Source organism: Dactylosporangium sp. NPDC051541 (assembly GCF_044454505.1).
Lineage (GTDB): Bacteria > Actinomycetota > Actinomycetes > Mycobacteriales > Micromonosporaceae > Dactylosporangium.
In genome coordinates this window covers 1,049,018-1,067,166 of record NZ_JBITDU010000002.1, presented here as the reverse complement: position 1 = coordinate 1,067,166, position 18,149 = coordinate 1,049,018, and the positions used below count along the sequence as shown (strand labels likewise).

Here is an 18,149-nt window from a genome sequence, read left to right as displayed (position 1 = left end):
GACCGGTGCGGCACTCCGCCACTCGGGGTGCCGCACCCCTTCCGCCCCGCCGGCATGGCACTGGAGGCTCCTTGTGATTACAGCCGGATTGAAGTTCACGCAGAGCGGCGGGCTCGCGCTGCTCGACGACGACCGTCTCGTGTGCAACATCGAGATGCAGAAGCTGGACAACAACTCGCGGTACAGCAACTTCGACGACCTGGCCCTGGTGCCGAAGCTGTTAGCCGACTACGGCTACTCGGTCAACGACGTCGACCACTGGGTCGTCGACGGTTGGGACGGAGCCCGCAACGGCCACGTCAAGGTGCAGACCCCGATCGGCGCGGTCGACCTCACCGTGGCGCCCTACCGCGAGACGCCCGCCGTCCCCGACCCGGGCCGCCCGGCGCACCAGGGCGAGCTGCACATCGGCGGCGTCACGCGGCCGTACACCAGCTTCGTGCACGTCGCCAGCCACCTCGCGGTCGCCTACGCGACGAGCCCGTTCGCGGCCCGGGCCCAGCCGGCGATCGTCATGGTGTGGGACGGCGGCTGCTTCCCGCGGCTGTACTCGGTCAACGCCCAGGGCCGCATCGAGCCGGGCGGCGAGGCGTTCCCGCTCATCGGCCACACGTACTCGATGGCCTCGCAGCACTGGGGCCCGTACAAGCGCACGAACAAGTCGCAGAACGTCGACGACCTGTCGGTGGCGGGCAAGCTCATGGCCTACATCGCGCTGGGCCGGCCCGACGACGCCGCGAAGGCTGCGTTCACCGAGCGGTTCCACGAACACTTCGAAGCGCCGACCGAGCGGGTCCGGCAGTACCGCGAGGCCATCATCGGCTGCGGCAGCAACGGCGAACGCTCGCACGGCTACGTGCACGCCTTCCTCACCGACGTCGCGGCCGACGTGGAGCGCCTCGGCGTCAGCGACGAGGACGTCCTGGCCACGGTCCACGAGTTCCTCGAGGAGCTGCTGCTGGAGCGGGTCACGGCGAAGATCCGGGCCTGGAAGGGCGACGAGCCGGTCAACTTCTGCTTCGCCGGCGGCTGCGCGCTGAACATCAAGTGGAACAGCGCCCTGCGTGGACATCCTTTGATCAAGGCGATGTGGGTACCGCCGTTCCCCGACGACTCCGGCTCCGCCATCGGCACCGCCTGCGCCCACCTCGGCGTCTACGGCGGCCTGCGCCCGATCGACTGGCACGTCCGGCTCGGCCCGCGCCTGCTGCCCACCCCGCAGCTGCCCGAGGGCTGGACCGGGGAGCCGTGCTCGCCGCAGGAGCTGGGCCGGCTGTTGCACGAGACCGGCGAGCCGGTCGTCGTCCTCAACGGCCGCGCCGAGCTCGGCCCGCGGGCCCTGGGCGGCCGCAGCATCCTGGCCGCCCCGGTCGCGGCCGGCATGAAGGACCGCCTCAACGAGATCAAGCGCCGCGAGCACTACCGCCCGGTCGCGCCGATCTGCCTGGAGGAGCACGCGCCGGAGATCTTCGACCCGGGCACCCCGGACCCGTACATGCTCTTCGAGCACGAGGTGCGCCCGGAGTGGGTACCGCGCATCCCGGCCGTCCTGCACCTGGACGGTACCGCCCGGCTGCAGACGGTCAGCCCCGCCCAGGACCCCGACCTCACCGAGATCCTGCGCGCCTACCACGCGGCCAGCGGCATCCCGGTCCTGTGCAACACGTCCGCGAACTTCAACGGCAGCGGCTTCTTCCCCGACGCCGCCACCGCCATCGGCTGGGACAAGGTCGACCTGGTGTGGGACAGCGGGATGCTGCTGCGCCGGGCCGCATGACCGTGGCGTTGTCGCCGACGCCGCTCGACGAGGCCGCGCTGGAACACACGGCGGGCCTCGTCGAGGAGCTGCGCGGGATGCTGCGGGAGCCGGACGCCGCCCGCCCCGCCCGCCTCGAGGCGGCCGTGGCCCAGGCCCGCACGATCGTGTCGACCCTGAGCATCGCCCTCGTCAGCGCCCGCGACCGCACCACCTGAGCCTCGTGCGGCCAGGGCCCGGCACCAGAACGGTGCCGGGCCTTTCGCGCCGTTGCTGCTCCCTGCTACGCGACCGGGCTCTGGACCGGGTCGGTCTCCAGGGCGGCGATCAGGGCCGCCTCGACCGCCGCCGCGAACGAGCCGGCCGTCTGGTGGTCCAGGACCGTCCGGATCGGCACGTCGATCTCGAGAGCGACCTTGAGCCGGGCGATGAGCTGGGTGATGAGCAGTGAGTGGCCGCCCAGGTCGAAGAAGTTGTCGTCCAGCCCGACCCGCTCGACCTGCAGCAGGTCGGCCCAGATCGCGGCGATCGCCCGCTCGGCGGCCGTCTGCGGGGCCACGTACGGCGGCCGGGCCGGTCCGTCGTCGCCGGGTGCGGGCAGCGCGCGGCGGTCCAGCTTGCCGTTGGCGGTCACCGGGACCTCGTCGAGCAGCATGACGTGGGCCGGGAGCATGTACGCGGGCAGCAGCTCGGCCGCCTGCTCGCGGACGTAGCGCGGGTCCGGGTACACGCCGGGCTCGGGGACGATGTAGGCGACGATCTGCGCGTCGGCCCGTTCGCCGTGCACCACCGCGACGGCGGTCGCCACGCCGGGCAGGGTGGCCAGGGCGGCCTCGACCTCGCCGAGCTCGATCCGGAAGCCGCGGACCTTCACCTGGTTGTCGATGCGGCCGAGGAACTCGATGGTGCCGCCGGGCCAGTAGCGGGCGCGGTCGCCGGTGCGGTACAGCCGGGCCCCGGAGCGGCCGGAGAGATGGTCGGGCCGGAACTTCCCGGCCGTGAGGGCCGGGTCGCCGTGATAGCCCAGGGCCAGGCAGTCGCCGCCGATGTAGAGGTCGCCGGGGGCGCCGATCGGGGCCGGGCGCAGTGCCGCGTCGAGGACGTAGTAGTGCGCGTTGGCGATCGGGCGGCCATAGGGGATGCTGGTCCAGGCCGGGTCGACGACGCCGACCGGGAACGAGTTGGACCAGATCGCGGCCTCCGTCGCCCCGCCCAGGGCGACGATCCGGGCGCCCGGGAACGCGGTGCGGACCGCGTCGGGCAGGCTCAGCGGCACCCAGTCGCCGCTGAGGAAGACCAGCCGCAGGCTCGCCGCGGCGGGCGGCGGGCGCATGGCGAAGAGCGGCTCGAGCTGCTGCAGCGCGGCCGGGGCGGAGTCCCAGAACGTGATCGGCTCACTGTCCAGGATGGACAGCAGCCGCTGGGGGTCGGCGACCTCGGCCTCGGTGGCGACCCGGACGCTGCCGCCGGCGGCGAGCACGCCGAAGACGTCGTACACGGACAGGTCGAAGCCGAGCGAGGTGACGAACAGGACCCGGTCGTCCGGGCCGATCGCGTGTGTCTCGTTGACCCACTCGATCAGGTTGACCACCGGGGCGTGGGTGAGCACGACGCCTTTCGGCGCGCCGGTCGAGCCGGAGGTGAAGATGACGTACGCCTGGTCGCCGGCCGTGGCCCGCCGCGGTGCCGGGGCGTCGGCGGGCGGTTCGGCTCCGGTCCACAGCACGGTGCGGACCGTCGGCACATCGGCGGTGACCGCCTCGACGGTCGCGAGCGAGTCGCGGTCCGTGAGCACCACCGCGCAGCGCAGGTTGGTGAGCAGGCCGCGGATGCGCTCGATCGGCTGGTTGGCGTCGATCGGGGCGTAGGCGGCGCCGGATTTGAGGACCCCGAGCAGGGCCACGACCGTGTGCACGCTGCGCCCGAGGTGCAGCGCGACGAAGTCGCCGGGGCCGACGCCCTCGGCGGCCAGGCGGCGGGCGAGCCGGTCGGCGGCCGCGTCGAGCTCGGCGTAGGTGAGCCGCTCGGCGCCCTGCAGGACCGCCGTCGCGTCCGGCGTGCGGGCCGCCTGCCGCTCGACGAGCTCGTGGATGCAGAGGCCGGCCTCGCGCTCCACGGCGGTGGCGTTCCACTGGCGCACGGCGCGGTGCCGTTCGAAGCGGGACAGCGGGCCGACGTCGCGCAGCCGGGCGGTGACCGGGGCGTCGGCGATCGCCGCGAGGAGCTGGCTGACGTGCACGAGCAGCCGCCGCACGCCCGCTTCGTCCAGGTCCGCGCCCGGCGCCGTCAGCCGCAGCGCCACCCGCTCAGGGGTCACGTCGGCCGACAGGCACAGGCCGGGCCCGTCCGGCTCGGCGCCGACGGACACGAGCGTCTCGAACAGCGGGGTTCCGGCCGGCACCGCGGCCGATCGGGCCAGCTGCTCGGCCGGCAGTCCGGCGTGACGGACATTTTCGGTGTACTGCCGGTGCGCTCCGACCAGGTGCGCGCAGAGGAGCAGGCCCGGTGCGGGACGGACCCGGACGGGGACGGGCTCGGCGGTGTCCCCGGCCACCAGCGCGCCGTGTACCACGTCCTCGGCACCGGCCGCGGCGGCCAGCACGAGGCCCCAGGCCGCCACGACGACGTCGGCTGGGCGCAGACCGATCCGGCCGGCCGCCGCGGCGAGCCGGGCGGCCTGCGACGACTCCCAGGTCAGCGCGGCGGTGACGGCACCGGCCGGGATCGTGCCGGGCCGGCGGCGGGGCGGCAGCAGGCGGGTCGGCTCGGTGAAGCCGGCGAGCAGATCCCGCCAGTACTGCGAGGCGGTGGTGAGCAAGGTGGCCCCCTAAACGTCGGTGAGCTTCGTCAGGGCGGCGGCGACGCCGAGGAGCGGGTCGAGGATGACCGGCCCCCCGCGGTTGGCCCGCCGCCAGCGGGTGATCAGGTGCAGTTCCGTGCAGCCGCCGATGACGCCCACGCAGCCGAACTGCTGGGCCAGGTCCTCGACGCGCCGCACGACGGCCGCCGTGACCGGCTCGCGCTTGAGCCGATACAGCAGGTAGTGGACCTCGTCCTGGACCTCGGGCGGCGGCAGGACGACCCGGTGCGCGACCGCCGGCCAGCGCGGCGAGCGCTCGAACGTGCGGGCCTGCCGGGTGCCCGTCGTGGCCAGCAGCAGGAACCGGCCCGGTGCGGCCACGGCCAGCTCGTCGAAGACCGCGTCGATCAGCGACACCAGCCGGGCCCGCTGGCCGGGGTCGACCTCGTCCAGCAGGTGGTGGGCGGTGACGCAGGCCAGGACCACCCGGTCGGCACCGAGGCGGATCAGCGCGTCGACCCGGTCGGCGATGAGCCGGGACAGCGCCTCGGCGCCGCCGGTGAGGATCGCCTCGGTCCGGTCCGGGATCGACGGGTCGGAGTCCAGCAGGCAGCGCGGTAGTGCCTGCTCGGTCGCCGGCCCGGTGCGCTCGACCGCCATCTCGTACATCGTCTGGACGAACGCGGCCGAGGCCAGCGGGCCCATCCCGCCGAGGACGCCGACGGTGGCCGGGATGCGGCCGTTCACCAGAGGGTGTGCAGGCATGCGAGCAGGCTGCGGGCCTCGACGTTGAGGCAGTTGCCGAACTGCAGCAGCGTCATGAGCTGGTGGACGCCGAGCCACATGAAGTTCGGCGGTGGCGCGGTCGGGAACTGCTCCTCGACCTCGATGATCTGGTACCGGTTCAGGGCGTGCAGGAACCGGCCGCCCTCCTCCGAAAGCCAGGTGTCGAAGCGGATCTGCCGCTCGGGGCTGTCGAGCACGTAGTCGAGGAACTGCGGCCGGTGCGCGGTCGGCAGGGTCCGGAACGTCTGTGGTGTGCAGTGCAGGGTCGGCGCGGCCTCGACGATGTCCAGCGCCCCCGCGGCCGGGCGGGCCTGCAGCAGCACGTGCAGCACGCCGTTGATCTGCCGGGTGAGCAGGGCCAGGCGGCCGGGTGCGGCCGGGCGCAGCAGCGGCTGCATCCAGGCGCCGACCTCGCGGTCCTTGGCCCGCACGTCCACACCGACGATGCTGAAGTAGCCGCCGGAGGCGTGCGCGATCTCGTCCGTCGTCCGGTGCCAGCCGGCCGTGTCCAGCAGCGGGATCCGCCGCTGGTGCAGCTCGAAGCGGGCCTTGTTCTCGGTCAGCCAGCTGATCGCCTCGGTGGTCGTGTGCTGCGTCGGGGCCTCGGGGTCCAGCGACCGCAGCAGCGCCGCCCGGAACGGGTCGAGCCCGGCCGGGTGCGTCTCCGGCCGCTCGAACGGCATGATGGACAGCACCGTGCGGGCGTCCATGTTCACCACGTCGTCCAGCCGCAGCAGCCGCTGCACCTGGGCCACGGTCATCCACCGGAAGCCCGGGAGCACCTCGACGTCCTCGTCGGTCTCCACCACGATGTTGCGGTTGCGCTTGTGCAGGAACCAGCCGCCCTGCTCCGACTGCAGGGAGTCGGCGATGACCCGGCCGCTGCGCGGAGCCGTGAAGTACTCCAGGTAGGGAATCGTCCGTCCCTTGTGGACGCGGGTGTAGTTGGAGCGGGTCGCCTGCACCGTCGGCGACAGCTGCACCAGGTTGTGGTTGCCCGGCTCCATCTTGGCCTGCATGAGGCAGTGCAGGACCCCGTCGAACTCCTTGACCAGGATGCCGAGGATGCCGATCTCGCGCTGCACGATGATCGGCTGGGTCCAGCTCGGCACCCGGAACGGGTCGAGGCGCACCTCCAGGCCCTCGATGGTGAAGAAGCGGCCGGTGTGGTGCACCAGGTTGCCGGTGTCCGGGGCGAAGTTCCAGCCCGCCAGCCGGTCGAACGGCACCCGCTCGACCGAGTACGCCTGGATCTCGCGCTGCTCGGCCAGCCAGGCCAGGCACTCGTCGTTCGTCGTGAACCGGCCGTCGACCGTCGCCGACGTCGTGAAACGCCGGCCCGCGGGCGCGCGGTCGCCGGGCCCGGCCCGGTCCAGCAGTGTCGTCGTTCGGGACACGCGCCACCTCCTCGGTGCGTCGCACAGGGCGGGGCGCTCGTCCGGCCACGCCGGTACAGCACGTTAGGGGCGGCCAAGCAAGGGTTTAGGCGGTAGCACAGCGAGACTGGTCGTCTTCGCACTCTTGCCGCCCCGAGCCCGGGCCGAAACGGCCCCGGCGGCCCGCGTCTGGTGAATCCACCAGCGCCGGAGGTGTTAGAACCGGACCGGACTGGCTGCGACCCAAGCGAGGGGTGCGATGAGCGTCGATGTTCCGGAGCGTGCGATCCGCAAGCCCGTGTCGGCCAGCGACCGGTGGTGGCTCGCACACCCGGCGTCGGTCTCGCCGGTCATCCAGGCCGTCGTGGAGGGCACCGGCACGATCACGCCCGCCGCCCTGCGCGCCGCCGTCGCCGCCGCCGCGGCCGCCTGCCCGGACACCGCACTGGCCGGCACCCGCCGCCACTGGCTCACCGGCGGTGTGCCGCCGCGCGTGCGGACCGTCAAGGGCGCCGTCGGCGGCCCGGGTACGGTCGCCGCCATCGACGCCCTGCACGAGCCGCTGCCCGCCCCCGACGGCGCCTTCTGCGAGGTCCTGTGGTGCCCGGGCGAGCCCGCCGCCGTGGTGTTCCGGGCCAGCCACGCCGTCATGGACTGGCCCGGCATGGCGCTGTGGATCGCCGACGTCTTCCGCGTGCTGCGCGGCGAGGCGCCGCTCGGGGCGGTCGACCCCGTCACCGAGGACGACGTCTTCGAGCGCTTCCCGGCCCCGGCCGAGCGGACCCCGGCGCCGAAGATCGACTGGGTGTCGCCGCTCGGCCAGCCCAGCGGCGAGCGGCGCACCGCCTGGGCCCGGCGTACGGTCGACGGCTACCACGCCGGCCTGGTCGCCAAGGTCGCCGGGGCGCTGACCACCGCCTACGGCCTGGACACCGCGCGCTTCGCCGTCGCCTTCGACATGCGCCGGCACCTGCCCGGCGTACGCACAACCGGCAATCTCTCCCAGGTCGAGCTGTTCGACACCGCGGCCGGGGAGCCGTGGGAGGCGCTGCACGAGCGCATCCTGACCGCGATGGCCGAGGGGCGCGAGGTCAGCGGCCGGCTCGACGCCGGGCTGCTGAGGCTGCCCCGGCCGGTGCTGCGCACGCTGATCAAGGTGATGGAGCACGGCGCGGCGGCCAAGCGCCGCTATGCCTCGGCCACCGTCCTGGCCCACCTCGGGCGGATCGAGCCGGCCGAGCTGTGCGGCCCCGCGTTCGAGGCCCGGACCCTGTACCCGATCCCGCTGCTGACCGCGGCCAGCCCGCCCGACCTCAACCTGGTCGAGTGCGGCGGCCGGACCGAGCTGACCTTGACCTGGCGCGACGGCGAGGGCGCGGCCGAGCGGATGGGCGAGGTCCTCGACGCCGTCGCCGAGGCGCTGTCTCCGGCCGCGCTGCGGACCTGGGCGCCCAACGCCACCGCCCGCGACCGGCCCGCGGACACCGTCGTCGACCGGTTCCGGGCCCGGGCCGCCGCGACCCCCGAGGCCGAGGCGGTGCGCTGGCCCGAGGGCCGCCTCACCTACGCCGAGCTCGACGCGCGCTCGGAGATCGTCGCCGCCCACCTGCGCGACCTCGGTGTCCGGGCCGGCTCCGTCGTCGGGCTGCTGGCCGGGCGCTCGCCGCACGCCATCGTCGGCATCTGGGGTGTGCTCAAGGCCGGCGCCGCCTACCTGCCGCTGGACGTGCAGCACCCCGACGGCCGGCTGGCCGGGCTCCTCGCGGACGCCGGTGCCCAGGTGTGCCTCGTCGAGCGGGCGTACGCCGGGCGGGCGGTCATCGGCCCGCGGTACGTCACCGCCGTCCTCGACGAGCTCGCGACCGGCGGCACCGGCCCCGTGCCGGTCACCGCCGCTCCCGGCGACCTCGCCTACGTCATCTACACGTCCGGCTCCACCGGCCGGCCCAAGGGTGTCGAGATCGAGCACGCGGCGCTGGCCAACTACGTCGACTGGACCGCCGAGCGGTTCGGCGTCGGCCCCGGTACCGCGTTCGCGGTCTTCACCAGCCTGGCGTTCGACCTGTCCAACACGGCGCTGTTCACGCCCCTGTGTGTCGGCGGCACGCTGGTGCTGGAGCCCGGCGAGCCCAGCCACGTGACCATGCGCCGGCTGGTGGAGACCTCCGGCGCCGACACCGTCTCGCTGACCCCGTCCCACCTCGACCTCATGGGCCGCCTCGACCTGCGCCCGGCCGGCGTGCGCACCCTCGTCGTGGTCGGCGAGCAGCTGCGCGGCCCGGTCGCGGCCCGCGCGCGGGAGCAGTTCGGGCCCGACTGCCGCATCTTCAACATGTACGGCCCGACCGAGGCCACGGTCGGGCTCACGCTGCACACGTACGAACCGGCCGACGGCGCCGCGCCGGCCGTGCCGATCGGCGTGCCCATGGACAACTGCACCGTGCACCTGCTCGACCGGCAGCGCCGGTTCGTCCCGGCCGGGGAGCCGGGGGAGGCGTACCTCGGCGGCGCGCAGCTGGCCCGCGGCTACCGGGGCCGCCGCGACCTGACCCGTGAGCGCTTCGTCCACCTCGCCGACGGCACCCGGGTGTACCGCACCGGCGACCTGGCCCGCGTGCGGCCCGATGGCGGGCTGGAGTTCATCGGCCGGGCCGACGACCAGGTGAAGGTCAACGGATACCGGATCGAGCCGGCCGAGATCGCCCAGGTGCTGCAGTCGCACCCGGCCGTGGCCGGCGCCGTCGTCGTCGCCCGGGCCCGCCCCGGCGCGGACCAGAAGCAGCTGGCCGGCTACGTCGTCCTGGAGGCGGGCGCGGAGCCGGCCGAGTGGGACGCGTTCCTCGGCGAGCACCTGCCGCGGTACATGGTGCCGGCCGCGACGCTCGTCGTGGACGCGATCCCGCACAACGCCAACGGCAAGGTCGACGTGGCCGCCCTGCCGGACCCGTTCGCCGCCGGGCCGGAGATCACGAACGACCGGCCCCGGGAGTCGGATGAGGTCGTCACCGCCGTCGCCGGCGTGTGGGCCCGCACCCTCGGCGTCGAGGGCGGGCGGCTCGACCGCACCGCCGACTTCCACCAGCTCGGCGGCAACTCCGTGCAGCTGCTCACGATGCTCGCGGCGGTCAGCCAGGACGTCGTCGGCGCCGGCGCCGAGGCCGAGTTCATGGCGCAGCTCGGCGCCATCATCCGGGAACCGACCCTCGCCCGGGTCAGCGAACTGGCCCGGGCCGCCCGGGACGGACGGCAGCCGGCCGCCACCGCCGCCGGCTGAGCAGGCAACGAACGCTGGGAGGCACCATGGACCGACAGACGATCACGCGGGAGAGCGGCGCCTACGTCCTCACCGGTGCCGACGGCGCGGTCCGCGGTTCGCTGGCCGCCGACCGCCGGCTGCGCCGCGGCACCATCACCACCGCGGCCGGCGTCGTCCCGGTGCAGAGCGCCGGGCTGCGCCGCCGGGCCGCCTGGGCCGGGGCCGAGCGGGACCCGTTGGTGCGCCTGGACCCGGACGGCGCGGCGATCCCCGGGCTCGACCACGTGCGCTGGGCCCTCTCCCGCGACCGCGGCCACTTCTACGGCGTGCTCACCGCCGACCGGGTGCACGTGGGCATCACCGTCCCGGCCGGCGGGCGCGGGCCGCTGCTGGTTATGGCCGAGGGCGACTGGCCCGGCCGGGACCTGGCCGTGCTCACCGCCGCCTTCGCGCTGCTGGCCCGCCGCCGCGCCGACACGATGCTGACCGCCGCGCTCGTCGGCGCGGCGACCGGCGGCGCGCGGTGAGCGAGCCGTACCGCCGGCCGGTCTCGGCGACCGACTGGTGGTTCGTCGCCCATCCGCGCCGCATCCCGCCCGTCATCCAGACCGTCGTCGAGGGCGTCGGCGCGCTCGACGAGGAGGCACTGCGCGCGGCCGTCGAGGCCGCCGGCGTGGCGAACCCCGGCTCCCGGCTGCGCCGCGAGGGCCGGACGTGGGTCGACTCCGGCCGGGCCCCGCGGGTGCGGACCGCCGACGCCGCCGGCCGTGCCCGCACCGGCCTCGCCGCGCTGCACGACCCGCTGCCGGACCGCGACGGCGGCTGGTGCGAGGTGCTGTGGTGCCCCGGCGACCCGGCCGCGGTCGTCTTCCGGGCCTCCCACGCCGTCATGGACGGGCGCGGCAAGGCGATGTGGATCGACGACGTCTTCCGGGCCCTGCGCGGCGAGCCGCTCCTCGGCGCCACCGGCACGCACACCGACACCGACGTGTTCGACGCGCTCGGCATCACCAATGCCGAGAGCAGACCCGATATCTGGTACCCCTCCCCGCTGGGCCGCCCCCGGCGAGGCCGGCCGCGCACGGTGTGGGCCCGCCGGACGGTCGACGGGCACCATCCCGGGCTCGTGGCCCGGGTCGCCACCGCGCTCACCGCCGCCTACGCGCTGCCGTCGGCCCGCTTCGCGATCGCCTTCGACCTGCGCCGGCACGGGCCCGCCGAGCGCACCACCGGCAACCTGCTGCAGACCGAGCTGTTCGACGTCGACGCCGGCGAGCCGTGGGAGGCGCTGCACGAGCGGATCCTCGCCGCCATGGCCGAGGGCCGGGAGGTCACCTGGCGCCTCGACCCCAACCTGCTCAAGATGCCGGTGCCGGCCCTGCGCGGCCTGATCCGGTTCCTGGAGGCCGGCCGCAAGGACAAGCACGCGTCCGCGACGGTCCTGTCCCACCTCGGGCGCGCCGATCTGGCCGCCTGCTCGGCCCCGGGCTTCGAGGCCCGCACCGCTTACCTGCTGCCGCTGCCGGCCGCGGTCAGCGCCCCCGAGCTCAACAGCGTCGAATGCGGCGGTCGTACCGAACTCACCCTGACCTGGCGCGACGGGCCCGGCAACGCCGAGCGGATGGCGGCCGCGCTGGACGCCGTCGTCGAGGCGCTCACCCGGGCCGCCGCCCGCCACTGGTCCGGCAACGACACCGCCCGGCCGGTCCCGGACGGCACCGTGGTGGACCGGTTCCGGGCCGTCGTGACCCGCACGCCGGACGCCGTCGCGCTGCGCGGCCCCGACGGCGAGCTCACCTTCGCCGAGCTCGACGCCCGCTCCGACGCCGTCGCCTACCGCCTGCACGAGCTCGGCGTCTCCCGCGGCGAGGTCGTCGGGCTGCTCGCCGACCGTTCGGCCTGGGCCGTCGCCGGCCTGTGGGGCGTGCTCAAGGCCGGCGCGGCCTACCTGCCCCTCGACCCGGGCCACCCGGACGCCCGCCTGGCCGGGCTGCTCAGCGACGCCGGCGCGAAGGTGCACCTGCTGGGCCGGTCCGACGCCGGCCGGGCTCTGCTCGGCACCGCCGTCATCCTCGAAGACCTCCCGGCGCCCGGGACGCTGCCATCCGCGCCGGCCCCGGAGCCGGACGACCCGGCCTACGTCATCTACACCTCCGGCTCGACCGGGCGGCCCAAGGGCGTCGAGGTCACGCACCGGGCCCTCGCGAACTACGTCGACTGGGCCGGTCGCGAGTTCGAGGTCGACGCCGAGACGTCGTTCGCGCTGTTCACCTCGCCCGCGTTCGATCTGCCCAACACCGCCCTGTACCTCTCCACCCTGGCCGGCGCCCCGCTCGTCCTCGTGCCCGGCGACGCCAGCCACCTCACCCTGCGCCACCTGCTGGAGGAGTCCGGCGCCAACGCGCTCAAGCTGACCCCGTCCCACCTGGACCTGATCGGCCGGCTCGACGTGCGGCCCCGCGATGTGCGGCTGCTGGTGTGCGGGGGCGAGCCGCTGCGCCCGGCGGTGGTCCGGCGGGCCCGGGAGCAGTTCGGCCCGCAGGTCCGGCTGTTCAATCACTACGGGCCGACCGAAGCGACCGTCGGCTGCGTCGTGAACCGGGTCCGGCCCGAGCACGACGCGGGCCCGACCGTCCCCATCGGCCGCCCGGCCGCGAACTGCACCGTGTACCTGCTCGACGGCGACCGCCGCCCGGTCCCGGCCGGTGAGCCGGGGGAGATGTATCTCGGCGGCGCCCAGCTGGCCCGGGGCTACCGCGGCCGGCCCGACCTGACCCGCGAGCGCTTCTCGTTGCTGGCCGACGGCTCGCGGGTGTACCGCACCGGCGACCTCGCCCGGATCCTGCCCTCCGGTGACCTCGAGTTCCTGGGCCGCGCGGACGACCAGGTGAAGGTCGACGGGCACCGGGTCGAGCCGGCCGAGGTCGCCGCCGCGTTCGAGGAGCACCCACAGGTCCGCCGGGCCGCCGTCGTCGCCCGCACCTCACCGGCCGGCGCCAAGGTGCTCTGCGCCTTCGTCGTCGCCGGCACCGGCCCCGGCGAGCTGGCGGCGTTCGTCGCCGAGCGGCTGCCGCGGCACCTGGTCCCGGCGACCGTGACCGTGGTGACCGAGCTGCCCCGCAACGCCAACGGCAAGATCGACACCGGCGCCCTGCCCGACCCCTTCGCCGGTGGTGGCACCGTCCCGGAGGTGGCCACCGAGGACCCCGTGCCGGCCGCGGTGGCCCGGGTGTGGGCCCGCATCCTCGGCGTCGACCCGGCCCGGCTCACCGGGTCCTCCGACTTCCACCAGCTCGGCGGCGACTCCGTGCTGCTGCTGGCCATGCTCGCCGGGGTCGGCGCCGATGTCGTCGGCCCCGAGCGCGAGCGGGCATTCATGGCCCGGCTGGGCGAGATCGTCCGGCGGCCGACCCTCGCCGTTGTCGCCGACGCGGCCCGTCCGATTCCAGAGGAGAACGAGGCATGAGACCGGCGATCGAGGTGCGCGGCCTGCGCAAGCTCTACGGCTCCGCCGTCGCGCTGCACGATGTCGACCTCGAGGTCCACCCGGGGGAGATCTTCGCCGTGCTCGGGCCCAACGGCGCCGGCAAGACCACCCTCGTCGAGATCCTCGAAGGCTTCCGGCCCCGCGACGGCGGCACGGTCAGCGTGCTCGGCACCGACCCCTACCGGGCCGGCGAGGACTGGCGGGCCCGGATCGGGGTGGTGCTGCAGACCACCGGCGAGTTCGAGGACCTCAACGTCGGTGAGGTGCTCGAGCACTTCGCCGGCTACTACCCCGACGCCCAGGACCCCGACGAGCTCATCGAGCGGGTCGGGCTCGGCGCGAAACGCAAGGCGCGCGCGTCGAAGCTCTCCGGCGGCCAGCAGCGCCGCCTCGACGTGGCCCTGGGCATCGTCGGGCGGCCCGAGGTGCTGTTCCTGGACGAGCCCACGACCGGCTTCGACCCCGAAGCCCGCCGGGACTTCTGGCAGCTCATCCGCGACCTCGCGGCCGGCGGCACCACGATCGTGCTCACCACGCACTACCTCGACGAGGCCGAGCACCTGGCCGACCGGGTCGCCGTCATCGTCGGCGGGCGCATCCTCGACGTCGGCGTGCCGCAGACCCTCGGCGGCCGCGACACCGAGGCGACCGTCGTGAGCTGGACCGGCGCCGACGGCCCGCAGAACGCGGCCACGACCGCCCCGACCAAGTTCATCGCCGACCTGCACGCCCGCCTCGGCGGTGAGGCGCCCGGCCTCACCGTGCACCGGCCCAGCCTGGAAGACGTCTACCTGTCGATGATCGGCGCCGCCGGCGCCAGCCCGGAGGACCGATGACCGCCGTCACCGCCGCCCCGCCCCGCCCGGCCGCCCCGGCCCGGTTCAGCCCCGGCCGCGTCAAGCGCATCGCCCGGCTGGGCTGGCGGCGGGGACAACTCGAACTGCTGCAGTTCTTCCGCGGTACCGAAACCGTCGTCTTCTCTTTGCTCTTCCCGGTCTTCGCGTTGATCATCTTCAGCTCGATGTTCGGCGGCGAGATCGCGCCCGGCGTCTCCTACAGCGACTATCTGGTGCCCGGGGTCATCGCCACCGGCCTGATGGTCACCGGCTTCCAGACCCTGGCCATCTCCATCGCCATCGAGCGTGACCGGGGCGGGCTCAAGCGCATCGCGGCGACGCCGATGCCGCGCTCGGCGTACTTCATCGGCAAGGTCATCATGGTGCTGGTCACCAGCATCGTGGAGACCGCGGTCCTGGTGGCGGTGTCGGTGCTGTTCTACGGCACGCACCTGCCCCGCGACGGGGGCGCCTGGTGGACGTTCACCTGGGTCAGCGTCCTGGGCGTGACCGCGTGCGCGCTGTGCGGCATCGCGCTGTCGTCGCTGCCGCGCAACAGCCGCTCGGCCCCGGCCGTCGTCGCGCCGTTCGCGTTCGTGCTGCAGTTCATCTCCGGCGCCGCGCTCGTCTTCACCGACCTGCCGCCGTGGCTGCAGCACGTCGCCTCGATCTTCCCGCTCAAGTGGATGTGCCAGGGGCTGCGCTCGGTGTTCCTGCCCGACAGCTTCGCCGCGCACGAGGCCGCGCACAGCTGGCAGCTCGGCTGGGTCGCCGCCGCCCTCGTCGGCTGGGTCGTCGCCGGGCTGGTGCTGTGCCTGCTGACGTTCCGCTGGACGAAGAGCCGGACCGGGGGCTGACCACCATGGCCCGCATCGCCTTCTTCGCCCCGCCGTCGGCCGGGCACGTCAACCCGACCCTGGGCCTCGCCGCCGAGCTGCGCGCCCGCGGCCACCACGTCACCTACGCCACCACCGCCGACTTCGCCGAGCGGGTGGCCGAGGTCAGCTCCGACGTCGTCACCTACACCGAGCAGCACCCGGGCGACTTCCGCTCGTTCACGTTCAGCGGCCGCAGCCTGGTCGACGCCATGGCGGCCAGCCTGGCCGAGACCCGGGCGCTGGTGCCGGTGCTGGACCAGGCGTTCCCGCAGCGGCCCGACATCGTCGTCTACGACAGCGCGGCCTGGTGGGGCCGGCTGCTCGCGGCCCGGTGGGAGCGGACCGCGGTGCAGGTGTCGCCGATGCTGATGTCCAACGCCGAGTGGTCGATGAGCCAGCGGTACACCCGGCTCAACCCGCTGCAGCCGCGGCTGTGGGCGTTCCTGCTGCGCCTCGGCGGCTACCTGAAGAACAGCGGCACCACGATCACACCGAAGGAGCTGCTCACCGGCGACGGTGCCGTCCGGCGGATCGTGTTCATCCCGAAAGAGTTCCAGCCGCGGGGCGAGACGTTCGACGACGCCTATCGCTTCGTCGGCCCGTGCCTGTATGAGCGGCGCTTCCTCGGCTCCTGGCAGCGCCCGCACGAGCGCGCACCCCTGATCCTGGTCACCCTCGGCACCATCTACAACCAGAACCCCGGATTCTTCCGCACCTGCCTGGAGGCGGTCGCCGACCTCGGCGGGCACGTCGTCATCGCCACCGGCGACGGCGTCGACCACGCGGCCCTCGGCACCCCGCCGCCGAACGTCGAGCTGCGCCGGTTCGTGGCCCAGCTGCACGTGCTGCGCCACGCCGACCTGTTCATCACCCACGCCGGCATGGGCAGCACCATGGAGGCGCTCCACGAGGGCGTGCCGATGCTGGCGGTGCCGCAGATGGCCGAGGAGCGGGCCAACGCCGACCGGATCGCCGAGGTCGGCGCCGGCCGGGTGCTGGACCCGGCCGGGCTCACCGCCGCCACCCTGCGCGCCGCGATCGAACGGATGCTCGCCGACACGGCGGTGCGCGACCGGGCCCGGCAGCTGCGCGACTCCATCCGGGCCGCCGGCGGTGCCGCCGCCGCGGCCGACTGCGTCGAAGCATTCATCCCGGCGACCGTCGCCCCGTCCCAGGAAGGCACCTCATGACCGCCGCGGTCTCCGATCTGCACCCCGTCGCCCTCGACGACGGGCGGGTCATCACCTGCACCACCCCGCAGGACACGATGGTCTGGCCGAGCCTGAGCGCGGGCTCGCCGTACGACGCCGGGCTGGCCGGGCTCGCCGCCGGCGACGTCGTCATCGACGTCGGCGCCCACATCGGCCTGACCGCCCTGTCCTTCACCGACCGCGTCCCCGGCCTGCGCGTGCTCGCGTTCGAGCCGGCCCGGCGCACCTACGCCTGCCTCGCCGACAACGCCGCCCGGCTCATGCCCGGCGTCACCGCGTGCAACGTGGCCCTCGGCGCCGAGCCGGGCGTCGCCGAGCTCACGTTCCTGCCCAACCACACCATGATGGCCACGATCGCGGCCGACGACGCCGACGACGAGCGCAACATGGCCGCCGTGCTGAACAACTTCGGCGTGGACGAGAGCACCAAGGAGGACTTCTGGCGGGGCTTCCGCGACGGCGCCGAGCGCTACCCGGTGGAGGTCCGCACGCTCGGCGACGTGCTCGACGAGCAGGGCATCGCCGAGGTCGCGCTGCTCAAGATCGACGTCGAGCGGGCCGAGCTGCCGGTCCTGCGCGGGGTGCGGCCCGAGCAGTGGGCGCGCATCCGCTGCGTCGTGGCCGAGGTCCACGCCGTCGGCGGCAACCTCGACGCCGTCGTCGCGCTGCTCATGGAGGCCGGCTTCACGCCCGAGGTGTTCCAGGAGGACGTCTTCGCCGGCGCCAGCGTCCACATCGTCTCCGCCCGCCGCGCCGAGTCCTGAGGGCCGTACCGTGGACGAACGCATCCGGTTCGGGGTGCTGGGCTGCTCGTCGGTCGCCCGGCGGCGCACCATGCCGGCCATCGCCGCCTGTCCCCAGGCCACGCTGAGCGCGGTCGCCAGCCGCGACCCCGAGAAGGCCAAGGCGTTCGCGGCCGAGTTCGGCGGCGCCGCCACCGGCTACGCCGAGCTGCTCGAGCGCGACGACGTCGACGCCGTCTACCTGCCGCTGCCGACCGCGCTGCACGGGTTGTGGGGCGCGCGGGTCCTCGCCGCCGGCAAGCACCTGCTGGTCGAGAAGCCGGCCACGACCGACGCCGAGGGCACCCGGGCGCTGGTCCGCGCGGCCACCACCGCCGACCGGCTGCTGCGCGAGAACTTCACCTTCGCGCACCACCCGCAGCACGCGACCGTCGCCCGGCTGGTCGCCGACGGGCGGATCGGGCACCTGCGCACATTCACCGGCGAGTTCTGCTTCCCGCCGCTGCCCGACGGCGACATCCGCTACGTGCCGCGGCTCGGCGGCGGCAGCCTGCTCGACGCCGGCGTCTACCCGCTGCGCGCGGCCCAGCTGCTGCTCGGCGACGACCTGCGGGTCGTCGGCGGCGCGCTGCGGATGGACCCGCGGCGCGGGGTCGACGTGGCCGGGCAGGCGCTGCTCGTCTCCGCCGACGGGGTCTTCGCCTCGGCCCAGTTCGGGTTCCAGCACGCCTACGGATCGCGGTATACCCTCTGGGGCAGCAGCGGCCGGATCGTCGTGGACCGCGCCTTCACGCCGGCGGCGACCTGGTCGCCGGTGCTGCGCATCGAGCAACAGGATCGCGTCGAGGAGCTGACGCTCCCGCCCGGGCACCAGTTCCTCGGCGCGGTCGCGTCGTTCGCCGGGGCGGTGCTGGCCGGACGGACCGCGCGGCACCCGGAGGAGCAGGCCGGCCTGGCGTCGATGGTGCGCACCGCGGAGCTCGTCGACGCCGTGCGGCGCACCGCAGTTTGAGGGTTCTT

General features: G+C 74.5%; 13 protein-coding genes. 10 read left to right on the top strand and 3 right to left on the bottom strand.

The window, feature by feature from the left end:
• Nucleotides 1-88: 88 nt before the first annotated feature.
• Both ACIA8L_RS12595 and ACIA8L_RS12590 read left to right on the top strand, forming a co-directional pair.
• On the top strand, nt 89-1,777 hold the full coding sequence (locus ACIA8L_RS12595) for a carbamoyltransferase N-terminal domain-containing protein (RefSeq protein WP_395903546.1): 1,689 nt from the start codon (nt 89-91) through the stop codon (nt 1,775-1,777).
• Entirely contained in the window at nt 1,774-1,974 is a 201-nt protein-coding gene (locus tag ACIA8L_RS12590; protein ID WP_395903544.1) for a hypothetical protein, read from the top strand. The genes ACIA8L_RS12595 and ACIA8L_RS12590 overlap by 4 nt, the downstream gene beginning before the upstream one ends.
• Before the next feature lie 65 nt (nt 1,975-2,039).
• On the opposite strand, the gene ACIA8L_RS12585 is transcribed toward ACIA8L_RS12590, so the two are convergent.
• Genes ACIA8L_RS12585 through ACIA8L_RS12575 form a run of 3 tightly spaced genes read right to left on the bottom strand, consistent with a single transcriptional unit; the run spans nt 2,040 to nt 6,739 of the window.
• The gene (locus ACIA8L_RS12585; RefSeq protein ID WP_395903542.1) at nt 2,040-4,574 is read right to left on the bottom strand and encodes an amino acid adenylation domain-containing protein; all 2,535 of its coding nucleotides are present in this window, start codon (nt 4,572-4,574) and stop codon (nt 2,040-2,042) included.
• A gap of 9 nt (nt 4,575-4,583) precedes the next feature.
• Entirely contained in the window at nt 4,584-5,321 is a 738-nt protein-coding gene (locus tag ACIA8L_RS12580; RefSeq protein WP_395903540.1) for an aspartate/glutamate racemase family protein, read from the bottom strand.
• Nucleotides 5,300-6,739, bottom strand: a complete 1,440-nt coding sequence (locus ACIA8L_RS12575; RefSeq protein WP_395903538.1) for an NDP-hexose 2,3-dehydratase family protein — start codon at nt 6,737-6,739, stop codon at nt 5,300-5,302. The genes ACIA8L_RS12580 and ACIA8L_RS12575 overlap by 22 nt, the downstream gene beginning before the upstream one ends.
• Nucleotides 6,740-6,977: 238 nt before the next feature.
• On the opposite strand from ACIA8L_RS12575, the gene ACIA8L_RS12570 reads away from it, so the two are divergent.
• Genes ACIA8L_RS12570 through ACIA8L_RS12535 form a run of 8 tightly spaced genes read left to right on the top strand, consistent with a single transcriptional unit; the run spans nt 6,978 to nt 18,141 of the window.
• Nucleotides 6,978-9,992, top strand: a complete 3,015-nt coding sequence (locus ACIA8L_RS12570) for a non-ribosomal peptide synthetase (RefSeq protein ID WP_395903537.1) — start codon at nt 6,978-6,980, stop codon at nt 9,990-9,992.
• 26 nt (nt 9,993-10,018) lie between these two features.
• Nucleotides 10,019-10,501 (top strand): hypothetical protein, encoded by a 483-nt coding sequence (locus ACIA8L_RS12565; protein WP_395903535.1) that lies wholly within the window; start codon nt 10,019-10,021, stop codon nt 10,499-10,501.
• Nucleotides 10,498-13,440: an amino acid adenylation domain-containing protein gene (locus ACIA8L_RS12560; protein WP_395903533.1), complete on the top strand. Its 2,943-nt coding sequence runs from the start codon at nt 10,498-10,500 to the stop codon at nt 13,438-13,440. Before ACIA8L_RS12565 ends, ACIA8L_RS12560 begins: the two co-directional genes overlap by 4 nt.
• Nucleotides 13,437-14,297, top strand: coding sequence for an ABC transporter ATP-binding protein (locus ACIA8L_RS12555; RefSeq protein WP_395903531.1), 861 nt, complete (start codon nt 13,437-13,439; stop codon nt 14,295-14,297). The genes ACIA8L_RS12560 and ACIA8L_RS12555 overlap by 4 nt, the downstream gene beginning before the upstream one ends.
• A complete protein-coding gene (locus tag ACIA8L_RS12550) occupies nt 14,294-15,154 on the top strand; it encodes an ABC transporter permease (protein ID WP_395903530.1) in 861 nt (286 codons plus the stop codon). The genes ACIA8L_RS12555 and ACIA8L_RS12550 overlap by 4 nt, the downstream gene beginning before the upstream one ends.
• Nucleotides 15,109-16,365, top strand: a complete 1,257-nt coding sequence (locus ACIA8L_RS12545) for a macrolide family glycosyltransferase (protein WP_395903528.1) — start codon at nt 15,109-15,111, stop codon at nt 16,363-16,365. The genes ACIA8L_RS12550 and ACIA8L_RS12545 overlap by 46 nt, the downstream gene beginning before the upstream one ends.
• Nucleotides 16,362-17,150 carry an FkbM family methyltransferase gene (locus tag ACIA8L_RS12540; protein ID WP_395903524.1) on the top strand — a complete coding sequence of 263 codons (789 nt, stop codon included), beginning with the start codon at nt 16,362-16,364 and terminating at the stop codon, nt 17,148-17,150. Before ACIA8L_RS12545 ends, ACIA8L_RS12540 begins: the two co-directional genes overlap by 4 nt.
• Nucleotides 17,151-17,160: 10 nt before the next feature.
• The gene (locus tag ACIA8L_RS12535; protein WP_395903522.1) at nt 17,161-18,141 is read left to right on the top strand and encodes a Gfo/Idh/MocA family protein; all 981 of its coding nucleotides are present in this window, start codon (nt 17,161-17,163) and stop codon (nt 18,139-18,141) included.
• Nucleotides 18,142-18,149: the final 8 nt, after the last annotated feature.